The following is a 21,895-nucleotide window of genomic DNA, read 5'->3' as shown; positions in this document are numbered from 1 at the left end:
CCTAGCTCCGCCCGCCCCCCCCCCCCCGCGCCGGGGGGGGGGGTGCCTTATTTCCCGCGCCCACCGCTGGGTGGGTGCGGGGGGGGGCCCGGCGGCGAGGTTGCTCCGACCCCACCCCGCGTCACAAAATGCCGCCGCGCGGCAATTTGCTCCGCGACCCTCCCCTCAAGGGGGAGGGTTAGGAGCTCACCCCTGCGATGGCGTGAACCTTGCCACGAGAGTGTGGTTCTCTGCCGCATAGGTGAACCGGACATGGGTGACGGGGTGCTCGGCGCTCCATGTCCGCCGCTCGATCACCAGGCAGGGCGCGCCGGTCTCGATGTCGAGCGCCGCCGCGATGTGCTTTTCGGCGGCAACCGCGCGAATGCGATGCTCGGCGGCACTCCACGGCACGCGCCCGATCAGCCACGGACCGGGAGCGGTCTCGAAAAACGCCTCTTCGGCGGCTTCCGGCACGGCAGCCAGGTTGATCAGCCGCTGCTCGTGGGCAAACGGCCGCTTGCCGGCGAAATGCAGGCATTCCAGCGCCAGCACCGGCCCGGCGACGTCGAGTTCCAGCAGGGCTCGGTCGTCGGCGCTGCTGCGCCTTCCGCTTCGCGCCATGCGCTCATAGCGGTAGGGCAAGCCAAGTGCCTCGACCTCGATCCGGATGTCGTGGATTTCGAGAACGGCCGCCTGCGATTGCGGCCGGCGGACAAAGCTGCCCGAACGACGCCGGCGCTCGATCAGCCCGGCCTTGGCCAGTTGCGACAGCGCCTTGTTCACTGTCATGCGCGAACAATTGTATTCGGCCGTCAGTTCATGCTCGAACGGAATGCGGTGGCCGGGCGCCCAGGCACCCGACAGGATCCGTTCGCTGATGTCCGACAGGATGCGCTGGTGCAGCGAAAGAACCTCGCCGCCGTCCGCGCTTCCAGAATCCGCGCTTATTGTCGCGATCATACTCATGCCGAAAGCGCCGTCATCACCTTGCGGAACCGCTCGGCGATAGCATCGCGCCTGGCATGCATGCCGCCGCTGACCAGTTTCTTGCCATGCACCCAGACGCAATCGATCTTGGTGCCGTTGGCAAAAATCCAGGCGTCAAGGATTGTATCGCCCGTCTTGCCGGCCAGCGATGGATGCTTGCCGTCGAGCGAGACGAAATCGGCCGGGGCACCTGCTGCGATCTGCGAGGGGCCGGCGCCCAACGCGGCACTGCCACCATCGAGCGCTGCATCGAACAAAGCACGGCCGGTCGAGCCACCGGCCACCGCCAGCACGTTGCGGGCGCGGTGGGCGAGGCGCTGCGAATATTCGAGCTGCCGCAACTCGTCCGGCAGGCCGATCAGGACGTTTGAATCCGAGCCGATGCCAAAGCGGCCGCCATGCTGCATGAACAAGGACGCGGCAAAGGTGCCGTCGCCGAGATTGGTCTCGGTGATCGGACAAAGGCCGGCAACGGCGCCGCTTTTCGCCATTTGCACCGTCTCTGTGTCGGTCATGTGGGTGGCGTGGATGAGACACCAGCGCCGGTCGACCTTGGCATTGGCAAGCAGCCACTCGACCGGCCGCGCCCCGGACCAGGCAAGGCAGTCCTCGACCTCCTTCATCTGCTCGGCGACGTGGATGTGGATGGGCCCCTCCGGCGCCATCACCGTGATGTTTTCCAGTTCCTCCGGTGTCACGGCACGCAGGCTGTGCGGGGCGACGCCGACAACGCCTTGATTCAAGCTGCGAACGGATTCGCGGCATTTCTCAACAAGCCGCGAGAACTGGTTCACATTGTTGATGAACCGCCGCTGGCCTTCATTTGGCGCAGCGCCGCCGAAAGAGGAATGCGCGTAGAACACCGGCAACAGCGTCAGCCCGATGCCGGTCTCGGACGCTGCGGCAATGATGCGCTCCGCCATCTCGGCGATGTTGGCATAGGGCCGGCCGTCGCGGTCGTGGTGTAAATAGTGAAACTCGCCGACACGCGAGAACCCGGCCTCCAGCATCTCGACATAGAGCTGGGCCGCGACCGCCTCGACCTGGTCCGGCGTCATCGACAGCGCGAAACGGTACATCACCTCGCGCCAGCTCCAGAAACTATCGGCGGAAGGCCCGCGCAATTCGGCAAGCCCGGCCATGCCGCGCTGGAAGGCGTGGCTGTGCAGGTTCGGCATGCCGGATAAAAGGATGGCATGGCGCTCGTCGCCAGGCAGGAGCGAGGTATTCGCCTCGACCGTGGCGATCCTGCCGTCGGAGATGACGATCCGCACATTGCTGTGCCAGCCGTCGGGCAGAAGTGCCTGTTCCGCGAAGATTGCCGTCACGTTTTTCTCCAAATCCCGGTCTGCCATGCGATGATAGTGCTTGCAGTGCCTTTTGATATGTATATACATAATCGTCACCGATTGAAACGGAAAAGATGATGGCTGCAGAGAGCAAAAGCCGGGCAGGGGAGGTTCGCCTGTGGCGCAATGCGCGCCTCGCGACCATGGTCGAAAACAGCGCCGGACTTGGCATCGTCGAGCACGGTGCAATCGCCGTGCGCAATGGCCGGATTGTCTATGCCGGGCCGGAAGCCGACATGCCGGCAGCGCTCCGCCCCAGAGCACTTGGCAAAGACGCCGAGGCGACCGACTGCGAAGGCCGCTGGATTACGCCCGGCCTGATCGACTGCCACACTCATCTGGTCCATGCCGGCAACCGTGCCAATGAATTCGAGATGCGGCTGGCCGGCGCCACCTATGAAGAGGTTGCCAAGGCCGGCGGCGGCATCGTTTCCTCGGTCAAGGCACTGCGCGCCGCCAGCGAGGACGAGCTGGTCGCCCAGTCGCTGCCGCGCCTCGATGCGCTGATCGCCGAAGGCGTCACCACAGTCGAGATCAAATCCGGCTACGGTCTCGACCTCGAAAACGAGAAGAAGTCGTTGCGCGCCGCGCGACGGCTGGGCGGTGAGCGGCCGGTGACGGTCAGGACCACTTTCCTCGGCGCCCATGCGCTGCCGCCCGAAGCAAAAGGTGACAAGGATGCCTTTATCGATCTTGTCGCCAACGAGATTTTGCCGGCCATCGCTGCCGAGGGCCTGGCCGATGCCGTCGACGGCTTTTGCGAAGGCATTGCATTTTGGCCGGAGCAGATCGCCCGCGTGTTCGATGCCGCGAAGGCGGCGGGCCTGCCGGTCAAGCTCCATGCGGACCAGCTGTCCAATCTGCACGGCGCGGAACTTGCGGCGCGCTATGGTGCGCTGTCGGCCGACCACCTCGAATATACCGACGAGGCCGGTGCGGCGGCGATGGCTAAGGCAGGATCCGTGGCCAGCATCCTGCCCGGCGCCTACTACTTCATCCGCGAGACCAAGAAGCCGCCGATCGCCCTGTTTCGCCAGCATGGCGTCAGGATGGCCGTTGCCACCGATAACAATCCCGGCACGTCGCCGCTGACCTCGCTGCTGCTGACCATGAACATGGCGGCGACGTTGTTCGGCCTGACCGTCGATGAATGCCTTGCCGGCGTCACGCGCGAGGCTGCCCGCGCGCTCGGGCTGCTTGGACAGACCGGTACGCTGGAGGCCGGAAAATCCGCCGATCTGGCGATCTGGGACGTCGAACGCCCGGCCGAACTCGTCTACCGCTTGGGCTTCAACCCGCTGCATGCCCGCATCTGGAGGGGACAATGACCGAACTCAAGCTAAGACCAGGCAATGCCACGCTGGCCGATTGGCGCGCCATCTATCGCGGCGCCGCACTGAGGCTCGACGATGCCTGCCGGCCGAAGATCAAGGCCAGCGCCGAGGCTGTCGCCAGGATCGTTGCCAAAGGCGAGCCGGTCTATGGCATCAACACCGGCTTCGGCAAGCTGGCCAGTGTTCGCATCCCCGCCGCCGACCTGGAAACGCTGCAGCGAAACATCGTATTGTCGCATGCCGCCGGCGTCGGCGAGCCGATACCCGTCGCAATTTGCCGGCTGATGATGGCGCTGAAGCTGGCCAGCCTGGCACAGGGCGCCTCCGGCGTGCGGCCGCGGACCATCGAACTGCTCGAGGCGATGCTGGCCAACGACGTGATCCCCGTGGTGCCGGCGCAAGGCTCGGTTGGCGCTTCCGGCGACCTTGCGCCGCTGTCGCACATGACCGCGGTGATGATCGGTGTCGGCGAGTGCTTTACCCCGCATGGCCGCTTTCCCGCCAAGGTCGCCTTCGTTTCTCACGGCCTGGAGCCGGTGATACTGGGCGCCAAGGAAGGCCTGGCGCTGCTCAACGGCACCCAGTTCTCGACCGCGTATGCGCTTGCCGCTTTGTTCGAAGCGGAGGTGCTCTACCAGTCGGCACTGGTCGCCGGCGCGCTGTCGACCGATGCCGCCAAAGGCTCCGACGCTCCGTTCGATCCACGCATCCATCTGCTCCGGAAACATCGCGGCCAGATCGAGACGGCCGAGGCGTTGCGCAACTTGATGGCCGGCAGCGCCATCCGTGAATCGCACCGCGTCGGCGACGAGCGCGTGCAGGATCCGTACTGCCTGCGCTGCCAGCCGCAGGTGATGGGCGCAGCGCTTGACGTGCTCCGCAAGGCCGCGGACACGCTCGCCACCGAGGCCAACGGCGTCACCGACAATCCGCTGATCTTTGCCGAGGACGACTCCGCACTTTCGGGTGGCAATTTCCACGCCGAGCCGGTGGCCTTCGCCGCCGACATGATCGCGCTCGCCGTCTGCGAAATCGGCTCGCTGTCGGAGCGGCGCATCGCCATGCTGGTCGACCCGGCGCTGTCGGGCATGCCGGCCTTTCTCACGCCCAAGCCGGGTTTGAATTCCGGTTTCATGATCCCTCAGGTCACGGCCGCGGCACTGGTTTCTGAAAACAAGCAAAAAGCCTATCCGGCCAGCGTCGATTCGATCCCGACCTCGGCCAACCAGGAAGACCATGTCTCGATGGCGGCGCATGGGGCGCGCCGGCTCATCGGCATGGTCGAGAATGCGACGGCCGTCATCGGCATCGAATTGCTGGCCGCCGCACAGGGCTGCGATTTCCATGCGCCTCTGGCCTCGAGCGCGGCACTGGAGGCGGTGCGCCGGCTGGTCAGGGCAGAGGTGCCGCATCTCGACAACGACCGGCACTTCCACCCGGACATGGAGAAGGCCATCGCCATGGTACGCAGCGGCGCGGCGGTGGAAGCGGCAAGCGCGGTGAAGCTGCCGGGGATTACGTCATGACACTGTTATCGCTGCGTTACGCCGCGATGGGTCGTGTTCCGTCGCGCCCCCCTCTGTCCTGCCGGACATCTCCCCCTCCAGGGGGGAGATTGGCAGCTTCGGGGACTGCGCCCTTTCTGCATCCTACGAGATTGGCGAAAGTAGAGATGATAGCCAATCTCCCCCCTGGAGGGGGAGATGTCCGGCAGGACAGAGGGGGGCGCTGTCCCGCCAACCTCAGCCCGGCAACACCGAAACTTTCAAGGCCAGAAACAAAAAACCCGCCTCGAGGGCGGGTCGTCGGGCTGAATCAGCACCATAGCCAAATTATTAGCATAGCTGCCGGCACAAAGCAAGAACAAAATACGTCGCAACCAGCAAAAAGCGAGATCGGTGTTCAAAGACGGTCGCAGAGTTGCGTTCTGTCACGGGGAGACTTCCGATGACCTCGCCCTCCTGGCTCACCGTCACCCAAGGCACGGCACCCTTGCTGGTGTCGATCCCGCATACCGGCATCGATCTCGCCGGCCTCGACAGCCGGCTAATCTCGCCCTGGCTCGGCCGCCGTGACGCCGACTGGTGGATCGACAAGCTTTATGACTTCGCAGAAGACCTCGGCGTGACCGTTGTGCATACGGCGATTTCGCGCACCGTCATCGACGTCAACCGCGATCCGTCCGGCGCCTCGCTCTATCCCGGCCAGACGACGACTGGGCTCTGTCCGACCGAGACATTTGACGGCGATCCACTCTACCGCAAAGGTGAAGAGCCGGGACCGTCGGAGATCGACGGACGCCGCGAAAAATTCTTCCTGCCCTATCATGCCGCGCTGCAGGCCGAGATCGACAGGCTGCACGCTTTGCATGGGAAGATCGTCGTCTATGACTGCCATTCGATCCGTTCGGTGCTGCCGCGCCTATTCGAAGGCAAATTACCGGTCTTCAATCTCGGCACCAACGACGGCAAGAGCGCCGATCCGACGCTGCAGGAGAAAGTCAGGCAGATTCTGGGCGAAACCGGCGAGAGCTTCGTCGTCAATGGCCGCTTCAAGGGCGGCTGGATCACGCGCCATTTCGGCCAGCCGCAAAACGGCGTCCACGCGCTGCAGATGGAGCTGTCCAACCGCGGCTATCTGCGCGAGCCCGAAGGCAAGGGCATGCCCGGCAATTGGCCGGTGCCTTACGATGCCGAATTCGCGGCGCCAATCCGCGTCACGCTGAGAAAGATCCTGGAAACCGCGATCGCCTGGGCCGAGCGCTGACGCGCGGCGCGCTTCATTCGAAAGGGACAATCATGACCGATCCTCGCCACAACATCCGTGAAGTGCGCAGCCCGCGCGGCAGCGAGCTCAATGCCCGCACCTGGCTGACGGAAGCGCCGTTGCGCATGCTGATGAACAATCTCGACCCAGACGTCGCCGAAAACCCCAACGAGTTGGTCGTCTATGGCGGCATCGGCCGGGCGGCGCGCACCTGGAACGATTTCGACCGCATCGTTGCCTCGCTGAAGACGCTTGGCGACGACGAGACGCTGTTGGTGCAATCGGGCAAGCCGGTCGGCGTGTTCCGCACTCATCCTGACGCCCCGCGCGTGCTGATCGCCAATTCCAACCTGGTGCCGCACTGGGCGACATGGGAGAAATTCAACGAGCTCGATAGAAAGGGCCTGATGATGTACGGCCAGATGACGGCCGGCTCGTGGATTTACATCGGCACGCAAGGCATCGTGCAGGGCACCTACGAGACCTTCGTCGAAGCCGGCCGCCAGCACTATGGCGGCAATCTCAGGGGCAAATGGATCCTGACCGGCGGCCTCGGCGGCATGGGCGGTGCCCAGCCGCTCGCCGCGGTCATGGCCGGCGCCTGCTGCCTGGCCGTCGAATGCGATCCCGACCGCATCGATTTCCGGTTGCGCACCCGCTATGTCGATGAGCGCGCCGACACCCTTGACGAGGCGCTCGAAAAGATCGAGCGCTGGACCAAAGCCGGTGAAGCGAAATCGGTTGGCCTGGTCGGCAACACCGCCGACATCCTGCCGGAACTGGTGCGGCGCGGCGTGCGCCCCGACATCGTCACCGATCAGACCTCGGCGCATGACCCGCTCAATGGCTATCTGCCCAAGGGCTGGTCGCTGGCCGATTGGCGCGAGAAACGCACCTCCGACCCGAAGGCCGTCGAAAAAGCTGCCCGCGCGTCGATGCGCGAGCATGTCGAGGCGATGGTGGCGTTCTGGAACGCCGGCGTGCCGACGCTCGACTACGGCAACAACATCCGCCAGGTGGCGAAGGAGGAGGGGTTCGAGAATGCTTTTGCCTTCCCGGGTTTCGTGCCGGCTTACATCCGTCCGCTGTTTTGCCGCGGCATCGGCCCTTTCCGCTGGGCAGCGCTTTCCGGCGATCCCGAGGATATCTACAAGACCGACGCCAAGGTGCGCGAGGTGACCCCCGGCAACACCCATCTGCACAACTGGCTCGACATGGCGCGTGAGCGCATCGCCTTCCAGGGCCTGCCGGCGCGCATCTGCTGGGTTGGGCTTGGCGATCGCCACCGGCTCGGCCTCGCCTTCAACGAGATGGTCGCCAGGGGCGAACTGAAAGCGCCGGTGGTCATCGGCCGCGATCACCTCGATTCCGGCTCGGTCGCCTCGCCGAACCGCGAGACGGAGGCGATGAAGGACGGCTCCGATGCCGTCTCCGACTGGCCGTTGCTCAATGCCTTGCTCAACACCGCGTCCGGCGCCACCTGGGTGTCGCTGCACCATGGCGGCGGCGTCGGCATGGGCTTTTCGCAGCATGCCGGCATGGTCATCGTCGCCGACGGCACGCCCGAGGCGGCCAAGCGCCTGGAGCGGGTTCTGTGGAACGATCCGGCGACCGGCGTCATGCGTCACGCCGATGCTGGCTATGACATCGCGATCGAGTGCGCCCGGGAGAACCAGCTCAACCTGCCCGGCATTTTGGGCTGAGCCGCGCCTTGCGCATCCTTCGGGCAGCCGAATACCGGTCGATGCCGTGGAAGAACGGCGGCGGGGTGACGACGGAGATTGCCGTCTCGCCGCCAGGTGCCGGGCTCGACGATTTCGACTGGCGCGTCTCGATGGCGCGCGTCGAGAGCAGCGGGCCGTTCTCCGGCTTCGCCGGCGTCGATCGGACCTTGGCCCTGCTGGAAGGCGAGGGCATGGTCCTCGACATCGCCGGCCGGCCGCCGGTCGAAATCACCAAGGCTTCCGGCCCGCTTGCCTTTCCGGCCGACGTGCCGACGCAAGCCACGCTGATCGCTGGCCCGATCATCGACCTCAACGTCATGACCCGCCGCGCCCGGGCGACCCACACGGTCGAGCGGCTGCTGATTTCGGCTCCGACGGAGATCCAGGCCGAAGCCGATGAAACACTCATCCTGTGCGTCGACGGCGAACTCAGCGTGGTCGGCGCGGCGCCCATGCAACTTGGCCCGCTCGACGCGCTGTTGCCCGGGGCGCAAGTGCCGGAACTGCGCCTCGATCCGGTCCGGCCGGCCATGCTGTTCGTGATCCGCATCGACCGCATTGCCGGCAACGATTAACGTCTGTTTCCAAACATGATCGTGACGCCGGCCAAATATCGCGTAAGCTGGTCGCTGCATCACGAAAAAGCCTGAATCTTCCGCCGATCAGAAGCCGAAACGATGCTCATAGTGCTCGCCTGGAAGTTGTCGAAAGACGGCATCTTGTCGTGGTGCGGAAACAAACTTTCGGCCAAGTGTTGCGATGCAACCAATTGCATTTGGACCGGTTTTAGGGACATTGCCGTGGCGGTGACGCCGCACTGCGTCCCCAACACGGAACCTTAGATGAATATCCAGACCAATCTCGCACAGATCGAAAAGACGAGCGCCAGCTTCCCGGCTGTCACCGACGAGCCGATACGCTCCAATTTCCTGCCGGAAGATCGGCTGCGCGCTTTGGGCGCAGCCCTTGCCAATGGCGATGCCAAGGATTTGTTCGGTCTGACGCCTTTCGATTTTCAGGCGCGCATCCGCGACAGCGCCAGGAAAATTCTCGATGTCTACCGTTCCACCAACGCTGCCCAGGCGAGGGGCGAAACGATCACGCCCGCGGCGCAGTGGCTGCTCGACAACAACTACCTGGTCGAGGAGACCATTTTTCAGGTCAAGCGCGACCTGCCGCGCCGCTTCTACCGCCAGTTGCCGACGCTGAAACTGTCGGATGGATCCAGCGTGCCGCGCGCACTGGCGGTCGCGTGGACCTATGTCGCGCATTCCGACAGTTCCGTCTCGTCGGCCATGTTCAAGGCGATTGTCGAAGGCTTCCAGTCCGTCGAGCCGCTGAAGATCGGTGAATTATGGGCGCTGCCGTCGCTGCTGCGCTTCGTCCTGATCGAGAACCTTCGCCGGATCGCGGTCCGCGTCAATCGCACGCGGGAACTGCGCCAGATCGCCAACGAGGTCGCCGACCGTGTGCTGGCGACGGACGACAGCGCCGACCGGCAGGCGATACTTTCCCACTACAGCGCCCATGCGCAGGACACCACCTTCGCCACCCAGTTGCTCTACCGGCTGCGTGACGGCTCGCAAAATGCCGGCAGGGCGCTGGAATGGCTGGAGGGCGAGCTGGAACGGACCGGCTCCGACGCCGAGGAGATCATCCTCAGCGAGCACCATACGCTGTCCAGCGGCAACGTGACCACCGGCAACATCATCCGCGGCCTGCGCCTGATCAACGACATCGACTGGACGGTATGGTTCGAGGGTGTCAGTCGCATCGACACCTTGCTGCGCGAACGCACCGATTTCGCCGCGCTCGATTTCTTCTCGCGCGACCAATACCGGACTGCGATCGAGGAGCTGGCGCGCCGTTCCGATCTCTCCGAATTTCGCGTTGCCGAAAGGGCGATCGAGCTCGCCGGCCATGCTGCCGATGCGCCGGGCTCCGAAACCGGTCCGATCGCTCACACCGACGTCGGCTTCTTTCTGGTCGGCCCGCGCCGGCAGGAGCTCGAGCGGTCGATCGGCTATCGGCCGACCATCGGCAAGACGCTCAACCGGACCTTCCGCAAGACCGGATGGCTGGGCATTGTCGTGCCGGTGTTTGCGCTGACGGTCCTGCTTCTGGTCGTTTCCGGAAATGCGCTTGCCAATCTCGGGCTGTCGGTGCCGTCGATCGTCCTGATGCTGGCCCTGTTCGCGGTGCCGGCCAGCGAAGGCGCGCTCGCGTTCTTCAACACCGTCGTCTCGCTGTTTTTGAAGCCGACGCGTCTCATCGGCTATGATTTCAGGCACGGTGTGCCGCCCGAGGCGCGCACGCTGGTGGTGGTGCCGTCGCTGATCGGCTCGCGCGACGATGTCGAGGAGAACATCCGCAACATCGAGGTGCATCACCTCGCCAACACGGCGGGCGAAGTCTATTTCGCGCTGCTTTCCGACTGGCCGGACTCCAAGACCGAGATCGATACGGCGGATGTCGAAATCCTCGAATTCGCCCGCGCCGAAATCGCCAGGCTGAACGCCCGCTATCCCTCGGAAGGGGCGCCGCGCTTTTATCTGCTGCATCGGCGCCGGCTCTACAACGCGTCGCAAGGCGTCTGGATGGGCTGGGAGCGCAAGCGCGGCAAGCTGCACGAATTGAACCTTCTGCTGCGCGGAGACAGCGACACCACCTTCCTGCCGTTGGAAGTGCCATTGCCGGAGAGCGTCGTCCACGTGATGACGCTGGACGCCGACACCCGCACCACCCGCGACGCCGTCGCTGCGCTGGCCGGCAAGCTTTGCCACCCGCTCAACCGTCCGCATTTCGATGTCGCACGGCGCGAGGTTACGGCAGGTTATTCCATCCTGCAGCCGCGCATCACCGCGTCGCTGACCAGTGGCGACGAGGCGTCGTTCTTTCAGCGTGTCTTTTCCGCCAATCGCGGGCTCGACCCGTACGTCTTTGCCGTGTCGGACCTCTACCAGGACATCTTCGGCGACGGTTCCTTCACCGGCAAGGGTCTTTACCATGTCGACGCCTTCGAGGCGGCGCTGAAGGGTCGCATCGAGGAAAACACCATCCTCAGCCATGATCTGCTCGAAGGCGCCCTGGCGCGCTCGGCCTTGGTCACCGACGTCGAACTGGTCGAGGACTATCCGACCCGCTATTCGGTCGATGCGTCGCGCCACCATCGCTGGGCACGCGGCGACTGGCAGCTTTTGGGCTTCATCCTTGGCCCACGCTCAAACGTGCCGGCGCTGTCGCGCTGGAAGATGGTGGACAATCTGCGCCGCTCGGTGACGCCGATCTTCTGGGTGATGGCCGCGATCGCCGGCTGGACGTTGCTGCCCTTCACGCAGGCCGCGCAATGGCAGGCGCTGCTGATCCTTACGCTGTTCATGGCGCCCACTTTCGACATCGTCAACGCCATCCTGCCGAAGAGCGGCGATCAGACGCCGCGCGGCCATTTCTCGGCACTGGCACGCGACGTTGCCTTCGGCACCGCCCTGGTGGCGCTGAAGATCGTGCTGATGGCGCATCTTGCCTGGATGATGGGCGACGCGATCATCCGCACGCTCTACCGCCTGTTCGTCAGCCGCCAGAACCTGCTCGAATGGCGCACCGCCTCGCAGGCACACAAGGGCGGCGACAACGATCTCGGCTCCTACTACAGCATCATGTACGGCGCGGTGATCATAGGCGTCGTCGGCCTCGCCGTGCCGGTGCTGGCCGATTCCACCGGCGCCTTCGTCGCCTTCTTCTTTGCCTTGTTCTGGATCGGCTCGCCCGCCATCGCCTGCTGGATCAGCCGTTCGGCCGAAACCGAGGACCGCCTGCGCATATCGGCCGCCGACATCCACGCGCTGCGCACCGTGGCGCGGCGTACATGGCACTATTTCGAGACCTTCGTGACGGCCGAGCATCACCATCTGCCGCCGGATAATTTCCAGGAAAGCCCGGCCCCCGTGGTGGCGCCCCGCACCTCGCCGACCAACATCGGCGTCTACCTGCTGTCGGTGATTTCGGCACGCGATTTCGGCTGGATCAGCCTCTCCGACGCCGTCAACCGCATCGACGCGACCATGTCGACCATCGAGAGCATGCCGCGCGACCGCGGCCATCTCTTCAACTGGTATGACACGACGACCCTGAAGCCGCTCTACCCGCTGTACATTTCGGCGGTCGACAGCGGCAATCTCGCCGGCCATCTGGTGGCCGTGGCCGCTGCCTGCGCCGAATGGGCCGAAGCGCCGTCGGTGCATGTGCAGGGCGACTTCGAAGGCATCCTCGACACCGTCACCATCCTCGACGAAAGCCTTGAGGAACTGCCCGACGACCGGCGTCAGTTGCGGCCCTTGCGCCAGCGGCTCGCCGACCGTCTCGACGGCATGCGGCGGGCGGTCGAATTGATCAAGGCGCAGCCGGAGATGGCGTCGATCCGTACCATCAACCTGGCCGTCCTGGCCGGCGAGATACGCAAGCTCGCGACAGCCATCCACACCGAGGCCGCGTCGACCCAGAGCGACACCATCGCCGATTGGGCGGCCAGGCTCGAAGCCACCTGCGAGGCGCATGTGCACGACGCGCACAGCGACGAAAACGCCGTCGCGGCATTGCGGGCCAAGCTTCTGACCTTGCGCGAACGCACGCGCCGTTTCGCCTTCGAGATGGATTTCTCGTTCCTGATGCGGCCCGAACGCAAGCTCTTGTCGATCGGTTACCGGGTCGAGGAGCATCAGCTCGACGAAAGCTGCTACGACCTTTTGGCCTCCGAGGCGCGGCTGACCAGCCTGTTCGCCATCGCCAAGGGCGATTTGCCGACCGAGCACTGGTTCCGGCTCGGCCGCCCGATCGTCGAGATCGGCTTCCAGGGCGCACTGATGTCCTGGTCCGGCTCGATGTTCGAATATCTGATGCCGCCACTGGTGATGAAGGAGCCGCAAGGCAGCATTCTCAACCAGACCAGCAAGCTCATCATCAAGCGCCAGATCCAGTATGGCCGTTCGAAGAACGTTCCCTGGGGGATTTCGGAAGCGGCCTACAACGCCCGCGACCGCGAGCTGACCTATCAGTACACCAATTTCGGCGTGCCCGGGCTCGGCCTGAAGCGCGGCCTTGGCCAAAATACGGTAATCGCGCCTTACGCGACCGTGCTGGCAGCGCAGTTCACGCCGCATGAATCCGTGCAGAACCTGGCCAGGCTGAGGCGGCTGGGCGCACTGGGCCGGCACGGTTTTTACGACGCGGTGGATTTCACGCCGCAACGCGTTCCCGAGGGCACCGACCACGCCGTCGTGCTCAACTACATGGCCCACCACTCCGGCATGTCGATTGCCGCAGTTGCCGATGCGATCTTCGAAGGGCGCCTGCGCGACCGCTTTCACAGCGATCCGGTGATCGAGTCGGCCGAATTGCTGCTGCAGGAAAGGGCGCCGCGCGACATCCCGACTGCGACCGTCAGGACCGAGGCCGACGAGCGCTCGAAGGACGAGACCGAGCTGGAAAGCCCGGACACCCGCATCGTGCTCGATCCGCTCAAGGCGCTGCGCTCGACCAGTGTCATGTCCAATGGCCGCTATTCGGTCATGGTGACCGCCACCGGCTCCGGGTACAGCCGCTGGGGCGAACTTGCCGTCACGCGCTGGCAGCCGGATCCGACCGAGGACCGCCTTGGTTCCTATATTTTCCTGCGCGACGCCAGCAACGACGACTGGTGGTCGGCCACCGCCGAGCCGAAGCGCGCCGCCGGCGAGCGTGCGCAGACGCTGTTCTCCGACGACAAGGCGAGCTTCGTCAAATCGATTGGATCGCTGCGTTCGGAAGTCGAGTGCATCGTCATCTCGGAAGGCAATGGTGAGGGCCGACGGGTGACGCTCCACAATGATGGCCCCGCCGACCGGCATATCGAAGTAACCTCGTTTGCCGAACTGGTGCTGGGCTCCGAGCCCTCGGATAATGCCCATCCGGCTTTTTCGAAGATGTTCGTGGAAACCGAAATCGCGCCGAACAACGGCGCGATCTTCGCCACCAGGCGCAAGCGCGAAAAGGACGAACCCGACGTCACCATGGTGCATTTCGTCACCGACCCGTCTGGATCGGCGCGAGACGCCGAGGCGGAAACCGACAGGCGCGCCTTCATCGGCCGCGGCCGCACCATCACCGAAGCGGCTGCCTTTGATCCCGGCGCCAAGCTTGGCGGCCATTCCGGCTTCACCCTGGATCCGATCGCATCGCTTCGCCGGCAGGTGCGCGTGCCGGCCAACAAGAAGATTTCGCTGACGTTCTGGACCGTCGTCGGTACCCATCGCGCCGAATTGGATGCCGCCATCGCACGGCTCGACCATCCCGAAAGCTTCGCCCGCCAGGCGATGCTCGCCTGGACGCGCTCGCAGGTACAGACCCGGCACCTTGGCCTCAGCCTGTCCGACGCCGCCAATGTGCAGAAGCTGGCGCGCTATCTGATCTATCCCGATCCGTTCCTGCGCCTTCCGGGCGAATCCATCGTCTCCGGGCTCGGCAGGCAGTCCAGCCTGTGGCCGACCAGCATATCCGGCGATTTTCCGATTTTCCTGGTCAGGATCGCCGATGTCGCCGATCTGGAGATCGTCGCCCAGGCGCTTCGCTTCCAGGAATACATGCGCGCCCGCGGCATGATGATCGATTTTGTCGTCGTCAACGAGCAGGCGTCATCCTACGTGCAGGACCTGCAGCGCGCGGTGGAGACGCTGTGCGAAAACAGCCGGTTGCGCGGCAAGGAACTCGGACCCCGCCAGCACATCTTCGCGGTGCGCCGCGATCTGATGGAGGAAACGACCTACCGGACCTTGCTCGCCGTCGCTCGGGTGGTGCTGCATACGCGCAACGGCACCATCTTCGACCAGATCGAGCGCGCCGAGGCCGCGGCATTGCAGGCGCGGGACGCCGCCCTCCAGCCGGCAGACCTTGCAGCGCTTCGCGAGCCGTCCTTGCCGGTGCCGACGTCGCAAGCATCGGCCGCTCAGGCACTGATCGAGGGCCGCGTCGACGGCAGCGGGCTCGACCAATGGAACGGGTTCGGCGGCTTCGACGGCGGCGGACGTCACTACGTCGTGCGTCTTGCCGGCCGGCGCACGACGCCGCAGCCGTGGATCAACGTCATCTCCAACCCATCGTTCGGGTTCCACATTTCGGCTGAAGGCGCTGCCTTCACCTGGAGCCGCAACAGCCGCGACTATCAGTTGACGCCATGGTCGAACGATCCGGTCACCAACCGGCCGGGCGAGGGCATCTACATCTACGATCACGCCAGTGGCAGGGCGTTCTCGCCAATGGCTGCCGTGGTGCGTGATCCGACAATGACCTACGAAACCTGGCACGGGCAGGGTTTTTCGACGTTCCGCTCAAAACGCGGGCCGCTGTCGATGGACCTGACCCATGTCGTCGATCCCGTCGATCCGGTGAAGATATCGCGGCTGCGCATCCAGAATTCGGGTTCGGTGCCGATGCGGCTGCGCGTCTACGCCTATGCGGAATGGGTTCTTGGCGGCCATCGCTCGCGCACCGCTGCAAGCATCGTTCCGTCGAGGGATGCCGCAACCGGCGCATTGCTGGCGCAAAATCCCTATGGGCTCGATTTCGGCGAGCGAATCGCCTTTCTGGCCGCCGACGGTGCTGTGCATTCGGTCACCGCCGATCGCGGCGAGTTCATCGGCAGGCAAGGCACGAGCGAGTTTCCGCATGCCGTGCTGAGCGGCGCCGGCCTGTCCGGCCGTGTCGAGGCCGGCGACGATCCCTGCGCGGCCATCGCACGCGACATCGACATCGCTGCCGGCGGCGACGTCACGCTGCTCTGGCTGCTCGGCGACGCGGCCTCGCCCGAGGCGGCCAGCGCGCTGGTGCAGACCCATCGCTCCAGGGATTTCGATCAGCGGCTGGCCGACAACGAGCGCACATGGCGCGGCTTTCTCGACACCATCCAGGTCGAGACGCCGGACAAGGCCCTCGACGCCATGGTCAATCACTGGCTGCCCTATCAGAGCCTGGCCTGCCGCATCCGTGCCCGCTCGGCGTTCTATCAGGCGAGCGGTGCCTTCGGCTTCCGCGATCAGTTGCAGGATACCTTGGCCTTGCTGGCGCATGACCCCAAGCTGGCGCGCGATCAGATCCTCAACGCGGCGCGGCGGCAATTTCCCGAAGGCGACGTGCAGCATTGGTGGCTGCCGCGCACCGAGGCCGGGGTCCGCACCATGATCTCGGACGACGTGGTCTGGCTGGCCCACGCCACGGCCCGTTACCTGCTGGTGACCGGCGACACCGCGATCCTGAAGGAGCAACTGCCGTTCATCGAAGGGCAGGCGCTGAGCGAAGGCGAGCACGATGCTTTCTTCATCCCGGAAATCTCGAAGAAGACAGCCTCGCTCTATGACCATTGCGCGCGGGCGCTCGATCTTGCCGTCAAGCGCAGCAGCCCAGCCGGGCTGCCGCTGATCCTCGGCGGCGACTGGAACGACGGCATGAACCGCGTCGGCGAGCACGGCAAGGGCGAGAGCGTGTGGCTGGGCTGGTTCCTGCTGAAGACGCTGGGCGACTTTGCCGCTGTCGCCAAGGCGGAGCGCGATGCCAAGCGGGTGCAGGCCTGGACGAAGCACGCCGAGGTGCTGAAACGGGCGCTGGAAAGCACCGCCTGGGATGGCGAGTGGTATCGGCGCGGCAGCTTCGACGACGGCACGCCGCTCGGCTCGCGCAAGTCGGACGAGTGCAAGATCGACTCGATCGCCCAGTCCTGGAGCGTGCTTTCGGGCGAGGGCGACCCGGCGCGGTCGACCACGGCAATGGCGCAGGCGATGAAAGCGCTCGTCGACGACGACCTCAACATCGTCAAACTGTTCACCCCGCCCTTCTCGAAGACGGAAAAGGACCCGGGCTACATCAAGAGCTATCCGCCGGGGGTCCGTGAAAACGGCGGCCAATACACGCACGCGGCAACATGGTTCGTCATTGCGCTCGCCGAAATGGGCCGCACCGACGATGCCTACCGCTGCCTTTCAATGCTCAATCCGGTCTACCATGCGCGCGATGAAGCCGCGGCAGAGCGCTACCGCGTGGAACCTTATGTCGTCGCGGCCGATGTTTATTCCGGGCAAGACAAGGGCGGCCGCGGCGGCTGGACCTGGTATACCGGGTCGGCGGGCTGGCTTTATCGCGCCGCGGTCGAGAGCATTCTCGGCATAGAGCGCCGCGGACAGCGCCTCCAGTTCACGCCGAGGCTTCCTAGCCATTGGGACGGCTATTCGGCAACTCTGAAGATGCTGGGCGCCGAGATCAAGGTACGCGTCGTCCGCGACAAAAAGGCCCGGGCCATCTCACTTGAAGTGAATGGCACGAAGACCAAATCTTCGTCCTTCGAGCCAAAAGCCGGAGACAATGCCGAGGTGGTCGTCAGAATACCGACCTAGATTCAAGGACTTGGAGCGTCGCTCAGGGTTCCCCAGGGCACGCATGGGCGGTCCAAGTGCCTCTACCGGTTATATTTGCGTTTGACCTTACTGAATGCCTGCACACGACTTTAGACGTCGTGCCTGGGGTCTTGCTGATTAAAATTGTGGCAGTGCTTTCCAGCTGCCATGATTTTGCCGCAACGCTGACATTTCACCTTTTATCTCAAACTGTTAGACGATCACGGCAAATTTCGAAGCGTCGTCATCTTTTGTTCGCGGAATGGGAACGGAAGAGGTAGACGAGCATTGTTTTGCGACGCGTCAACCGATACGAGTCAAAAAATGACGCACTGCACCATAAATAATTGGCGGAGTAGCTGAAGTGTCACTTCTGCAAATCTACTGGCGAGCCCTTGGTTATCTCGCTGCCGACAGGAAACGCGTTGCGTTTATCTGCGGGGCGAATGTCGCGCTTGCCATTATCGCCATTCTCGAGCCGATTATGTTCGGCCGGGTGATCGATGCCATTTCGGACCGCGGCTCGGTATTCGCGACACTCGCAATGTGGGCCGGCCTCGGCGCGTTCAATATCATCGCCTTCGTGCTGGTGGCGCGCGGCGCCGACCGCTTTGCCCACCAGCGGCGCAGCGAGGTTCTTTGCCAGTCGTTCGAGCGCGTGATCACCATGCCGCTTGCCTGGCATCATCAGCGCGGCACCTCCAATTCCCTGCACACGCTCCTGCGCGCGGTCGAGACCCTGTTCAGCCTCTGGCTCGAATTCATGCGGCAGCATCTGTCGACCGCGGTTGCGCTGGTTCTGCTGGTGCCCACCGCGCTCAGCATGGATATCCGCATGTCGATGGTGCTGCTGGCGCTTGGCGCGCTCTATGTCGGCATCGGACGGCTGGTGATGCGGCGCACCAAGGAAGGCCAGGCGGCCGTAGAGCGGCACTACCACAAGGTGTTTGCGCATGTGACGGACTCGGTCAGCAACGTCGCCGTCCTGCAGAGCTACAACCGCATCGGCCATGAGACCGAGGCGCTGAAGCGCTACGTCAAGAACCTGCTCGACGCACAGAATCCGGTGCTCGACTGGTGGGCGATGGCCAACGCGCTGCACCGCCTGTCGTCGACGATTTCGATGATGGTGGTGCTCTTGATTGGCGCCTATCTGGTGACGCACGGCCAGTTGCGGATCGGCGACGTCATCGCCTTTACCGGCTTTGCCACGCTGCTGATTGCCCGGCTCGACCAGATGTCGGCGTTCGCCAACCAGATTTCCGAGGCGCGCGCCAAGCTCGAGGAATTCTATCATCTCGAGGACTCTGCATCCGACGCCGCCGAACCCGATGGGCTGCGCGAGCTCGTCAACGTCACGGGGCACGTCCGTTTCGAGAATGTCTGCTTCGAGTTCGGCAACTCCGGGCAGGGCGTCGACGACGCGTCGTTCGAGGTCCAGGCCGGCCAGACTGTCGCTATCGTCGGCCCCACGGGCGCCGGCAAGACAACGCTCATCAATCTTCTGCAGCGCGTCTTTACCCCGTCCAGCGGCCGTATCCTGATCGACGGCATCGACACCCGCACGGTGACCCGCAAGTCGCTGCGCCATTCGATCGCCACCGTGTTCCAGGATGCCGGCCTGCTCAACCGCTCGATCGAGGACAACATCCGCGTCGGCCGTGCGGAGGCGACCTATGACGAGGTCCATGCCGCGGCCAATGCCGCCGCCGCGCAGGATTTCATCCTGTCGAAGAGCGAGGGCTACGACACGGTCGTCGGCGAACGCGGCGGACAGCTGTCCGGTGGCGAGCGCCAGCGCATCGCGATCGCCCGCGCCGTGCTGAAGGACGCGCCCATCCTGGTTCTCGACGAGGCGACCAGCGCGCTCGACGTCGAGACGGAAGATCGCGTCAAGGACGCCATCGACGAGTTGCGGCGCGGCCGCACCACCTTCATCATCGCTCACCGCCTGACCACCGTTCGCGATGCCGATCTGGTCGTGTTCATGGACAAGGGCCGGGTGGTCGAGATGGGCGGGTTCACCGAACTGTCGCTGCGCAACGGTCGCTTCGCCAGCCTGCTGCGCGCCGGCGGCCTGCTCAACGACGAGGAGGTTCGCCGCCTCAGCCGCCCGGTGAACGAAGCCGCCTGAGCAGCGCGGCCTGCCTTCTCCCCTTGCTTGCGGGAGAAGGTGGCCTCGCGAAGCGAGGTCGGATGAGGGGATGCTCCGGCTTGGCTCAAATCTCATCCAAAATCCAGACTTCGGCGCACGGCGATCATTGGCGCCTTACTCGTCCAGCACCTCTCGTCCGGCTCGACGCTACGTGCCGATCCGCCTTCTCACGCAAGGGGAGAAGAGACGACGTACCGCCGCTGTGGTTGCCGCAACTCCGCCGGCGGTCTATGTAAGGCCGCATGAGCGACACGACTTCACGCCCCTCCGGCTGGATGGATATTGCCAACCCGACGCGGTTCGTCGGGCTTGCCGACAAGGTTGTGCCGTGGCTGGCGAGCGTCGCCGCCGTCGTCCTCGCTGTCGGTCTCTATATGAGCTTCACGGCGCCTGAGGACTTCCAGCAGGGCATCACCGTTCGCATCATGTATATCCACGTGCCTTTCGCCTGGCTTGCCATGATGTGCTACACGCTGATGGCGGTCTCGGCACTGGGCACGCTGGTCTGGCGCCATCCGCTGGCCGACGTGGCGCTGAAATCGGCGGCACCCATCGGCGCCGTCTTCACCGCCCTTGCGCTGATCACCGGGTCGATCTGGGGCAAGCCGATGTGGGGCACCTGGTGGGTGTGGGACGCGCGGCTGACCTCGGTTTTCATCCTGTTCCTGATGTATCTCGGCATCATCGCGCTGACCCGCGCGCTAGACGATGCCGGGCGCGCCGCCTGGGCAGCGGCCATCATAACCCTGGTAGGCTTCATTAACATCCCGATCATCAAATTTTCGGTCGACTGGTGGAACACGTTGCATCAGCCGGCGTCGGTGTTCCGTCTTGGTGGGCCGACGATAGATCCAAGCCTGTTGTGGCCCTTGCTGGTGATGGCACTCGGCTTCACCGTGCTTTTCTTCGCGCTGCACCTGACGGCGATGCGCACCGAGATCCGGCGCCGCCGGGTCATTTCGATGCGCCGGGTTGCCGCGAGGCAGGCTGAACGGTAACCAACCGATAGTATCAAGCCATACGCCCGCGTGCTGCCACCGGCAGCGTCTTGATCACCTTGTCCCCTTCGATCAGATGCACCTCGTCGAACAGGTTGGTGACGACGCAGCAATGGTCGGGTACGACGCGCACGCGCTCGCCGATGCGAAGCTTGGCGCCGCCTGACAGCGTGACGTTGCCGTGCTCTTCGCTGAGGCTGGTCACCCTTGCGCCTGAAATGCCCAGCAGCTCGCCGAAATCGGCGAGCCCCAGCGTATCGCTGGAGAGCGCCTTGCTGCCGGCGTCGAGGATGGCGCGTGTCGGCGTTGGGTGGCTGACCACCGTCGACAGCACCGTCAGTGCGCAATCGTCGAGGCTGCCGACGCCTTTGGCGACCTGGTAGCGGTCGAGATAGATGTAGGTGCCGGGCCGGTATTCGGTAACGACGCTATGCTCGCCGGAACGCCACATATCGGGTGTGCCGCCGCTGGAGATGCGCTCGCAAGCAAGGCCGGCTGCGGCAAGTGCTTGCTGCGCATCGGCGAGCCACGCCTCGGTTTCGGCGGCGCGGCCCGCCCCCGGGTAGGTCATCAGGCCGCTGAAGACGAGCCCCCGGACCTTGTCGATCTCGCTCGCCAGCGCGACTGCCTCGCCGGCCGACTGCACACCGCAGCGGCCCATGCCGGTGTCGCATTCGACCAGCACCGGCAGGCGGTGGCCGGGATCGGTAAAGGTGGCGGCAAGTCCCATCAGCGTGTCCATACTGTCCGTTGTCACCGACAGGGTTACGCGGCCGTGCAGCGCCTTGAGGCGTTCCAGCTTGGCCCGCCCGAGGATATTGTAGGGCAGAAAGATGTCGGTCAGTCCGGCATCGGCCATGATTTCGGCCTCGCCGATCTTCTGGCAGGTGATGCCGATGGCCCCGGCCGCGACCTGCTTTTTCGCCCAGTAGGGCAGCTTGTGGGTCTTGATGTGCGGCCGGAGCTTCAGCCCGTGCCGGTCGGCATGGGCCTGCGCCCGGGCGATGTTGGCTTCTGCGCGGCGGGCGTCGATCAGGATCGCCGGCGTATCGAGGTCGTCTATGCTGCGCATGGAATGTCACCTTTGGGAATTTGTCGGGACTTATGGCCCTGATCGTCGCCGATGTCATGAGGCCAGAATGCGGTTTACGTCGACACCGGATCGGTGTTCGGTTATGCGCTGTAGG

General features: G+C 64.6%; 11 protein-coding genes. 8 read left to right on the top strand and 3 right to left on the bottom strand.

Features of this window, described 5'->3' with window-relative positions; translation table 11 throughout:
• Nucleotides 1-186: 186 nt before the first annotated feature.
• Nucleotides 187-948 carry a histidine utilization transcriptional repressor HutC gene (gene hutC, locus NKJ84_RS11660; RefSeq protein ID WP_352506564.1) on the bottom strand — a complete coding sequence of 254 codons (762 nt, stop codon included), beginning with the start codon at nucleotides 946-948 and terminating at the stop codon, nucleotides 187-189.
• Nucleotides 945-2,297 carry a formimidoylglutamate deiminase gene (locus NKJ84_RS11655; protein WP_352506563.1) on the bottom strand — a complete coding sequence of 451 codons (1,353 nt, stop codon included), beginning with the start codon at nucleotides 2,295-2,297 and terminating at the stop codon, nucleotides 945-947. Before NKJ84_RS11655 ends, hutC begins: the two co-directional genes overlap by 4 nt.
• A 98-nt stretch (nucleotides 2,298-2,395) precedes the next feature.
• Between NKJ84_RS11655 and hutI the strand changes: the two genes are divergently transcribed.
• The 8 genes from hutI (at nucleotide 2,396) to NKJ84_RS11615 (ending at nucleotide 20,708) form a co-directional block, all read left to right on the top strand.
• The gene (hutI, locus tag NKJ84_RS11650; RefSeq protein WP_352506562.1) at nucleotides 2,396-3,646 is read left to right on the top strand and encodes an imidazolonepropionase; all 1,251 of its coding nucleotides are present in this window, start codon (nucleotides 2,396-2,398) and stop codon (nucleotides 3,644-3,646) included.
• The gene (gene hutH / locus NKJ84_RS11645) at nucleotides 3,643-5,178 is read left to right on the top strand and encodes a histidine ammonia-lyase (protein WP_352506561.1); all 1,536 of its coding nucleotides are present in this window, start codon (nucleotides 3,643-3,645) and stop codon (nucleotides 5,176-5,178) included. The genes hutI and hutH overlap by 4 nt, the downstream gene beginning before the upstream one ends.
• Before the next feature lie 421 nt (nucleotides 5,179-5,599).
• Entirely contained in the window at nucleotides 5,600-6,418 is an 819-nt protein-coding gene (gene hutG, locus NKJ84_RS11640) for an N-formylglutamate deformylase (protein WP_352506560.1), read from the top strand.
• A gap of 32 nt (nucleotides 6,419-6,450) precedes the next feature.
• Nucleotides 6,451-8,121 (top strand): urocanate hydratase, encoded by a 1,671-nt coding sequence (gene hutU, locus NKJ84_RS11635; RefSeq protein ID WP_352506559.1) that lies wholly within the window; start codon nucleotides 6,451-6,453, stop codon nucleotides 8,119-8,121.
• An 8-nt stretch (nucleotides 8,122-8,129) separates the two neighbouring features.
• On the top strand, nucleotides 8,130-8,717 hold the full coding sequence (locus NKJ84_RS11630) for a HutD/Ves family protein (protein ID WP_352506558.1): 588 nt from the start codon (nucleotides 8,130-8,132) through the stop codon (nucleotides 8,715-8,717).
• 267 nt (nucleotides 8,718-8,984) lie between these two features.
• Nucleotides 8,985-17,555 (top strand): glycoside hydrolase family 94 protein, encoded by an 8,571-nt coding sequence (locus NKJ84_RS11625; protein WP_352506557.1) that lies wholly within the window; start codon nucleotides 8,985-8,987, stop codon nucleotides 17,553-17,555.
• Nucleotides 17,556-17,919: 364 nt separating this feature from the next.
• Nucleotides 17,920-19,689, top strand: coding sequence for a glucan ABC transporter ATP-binding protein/ permease (locus NKJ84_RS11620; RefSeq protein ID WP_254817502.1), 1,770 nt, complete (start codon nucleotides 17,920-17,922; stop codon nucleotides 19,687-19,689).
• 263 nt (nucleotides 19,690-19,952) lie between these two features.
• Nucleotides 19,953-20,708, top strand: a complete 756-nt coding sequence (locus NKJ84_RS11615) for a heme ABC transporter permease (RefSeq protein WP_254817503.1) — start codon at nucleotides 19,953-19,955, stop codon at nucleotides 20,706-20,708.
• Nucleotides 20,709-20,721: 13 nt separating this feature from the next.
• Here NKJ84_RS11615 and NKJ84_RS11610 read toward each other — a convergent pair whose 3' ends face one another.
• Nucleotides 20,722-21,780 (bottom strand): D-TA family PLP-dependent enzyme, encoded by a 1,059-nt coding sequence (locus NKJ84_RS11610; RefSeq protein ID WP_352506556.1) that lies wholly within the window; start codon nucleotides 21,778-21,780, stop codon nucleotides 20,722-20,724.
• Nucleotides 21,781-21,895 lie beyond the last annotated feature (115 nt).

This window comes from Mesorhizobium sp. M0048, from assembly GCF_040323405.1.
GTDB lineage: Bacteria > Pseudomonadota > Alphaproteobacteria > Rhizobiales > Rhizobiaceae > Mesorhizobium.
This window is presented reverse-complemented; position numbering and strand designations above follow the sequence as displayed.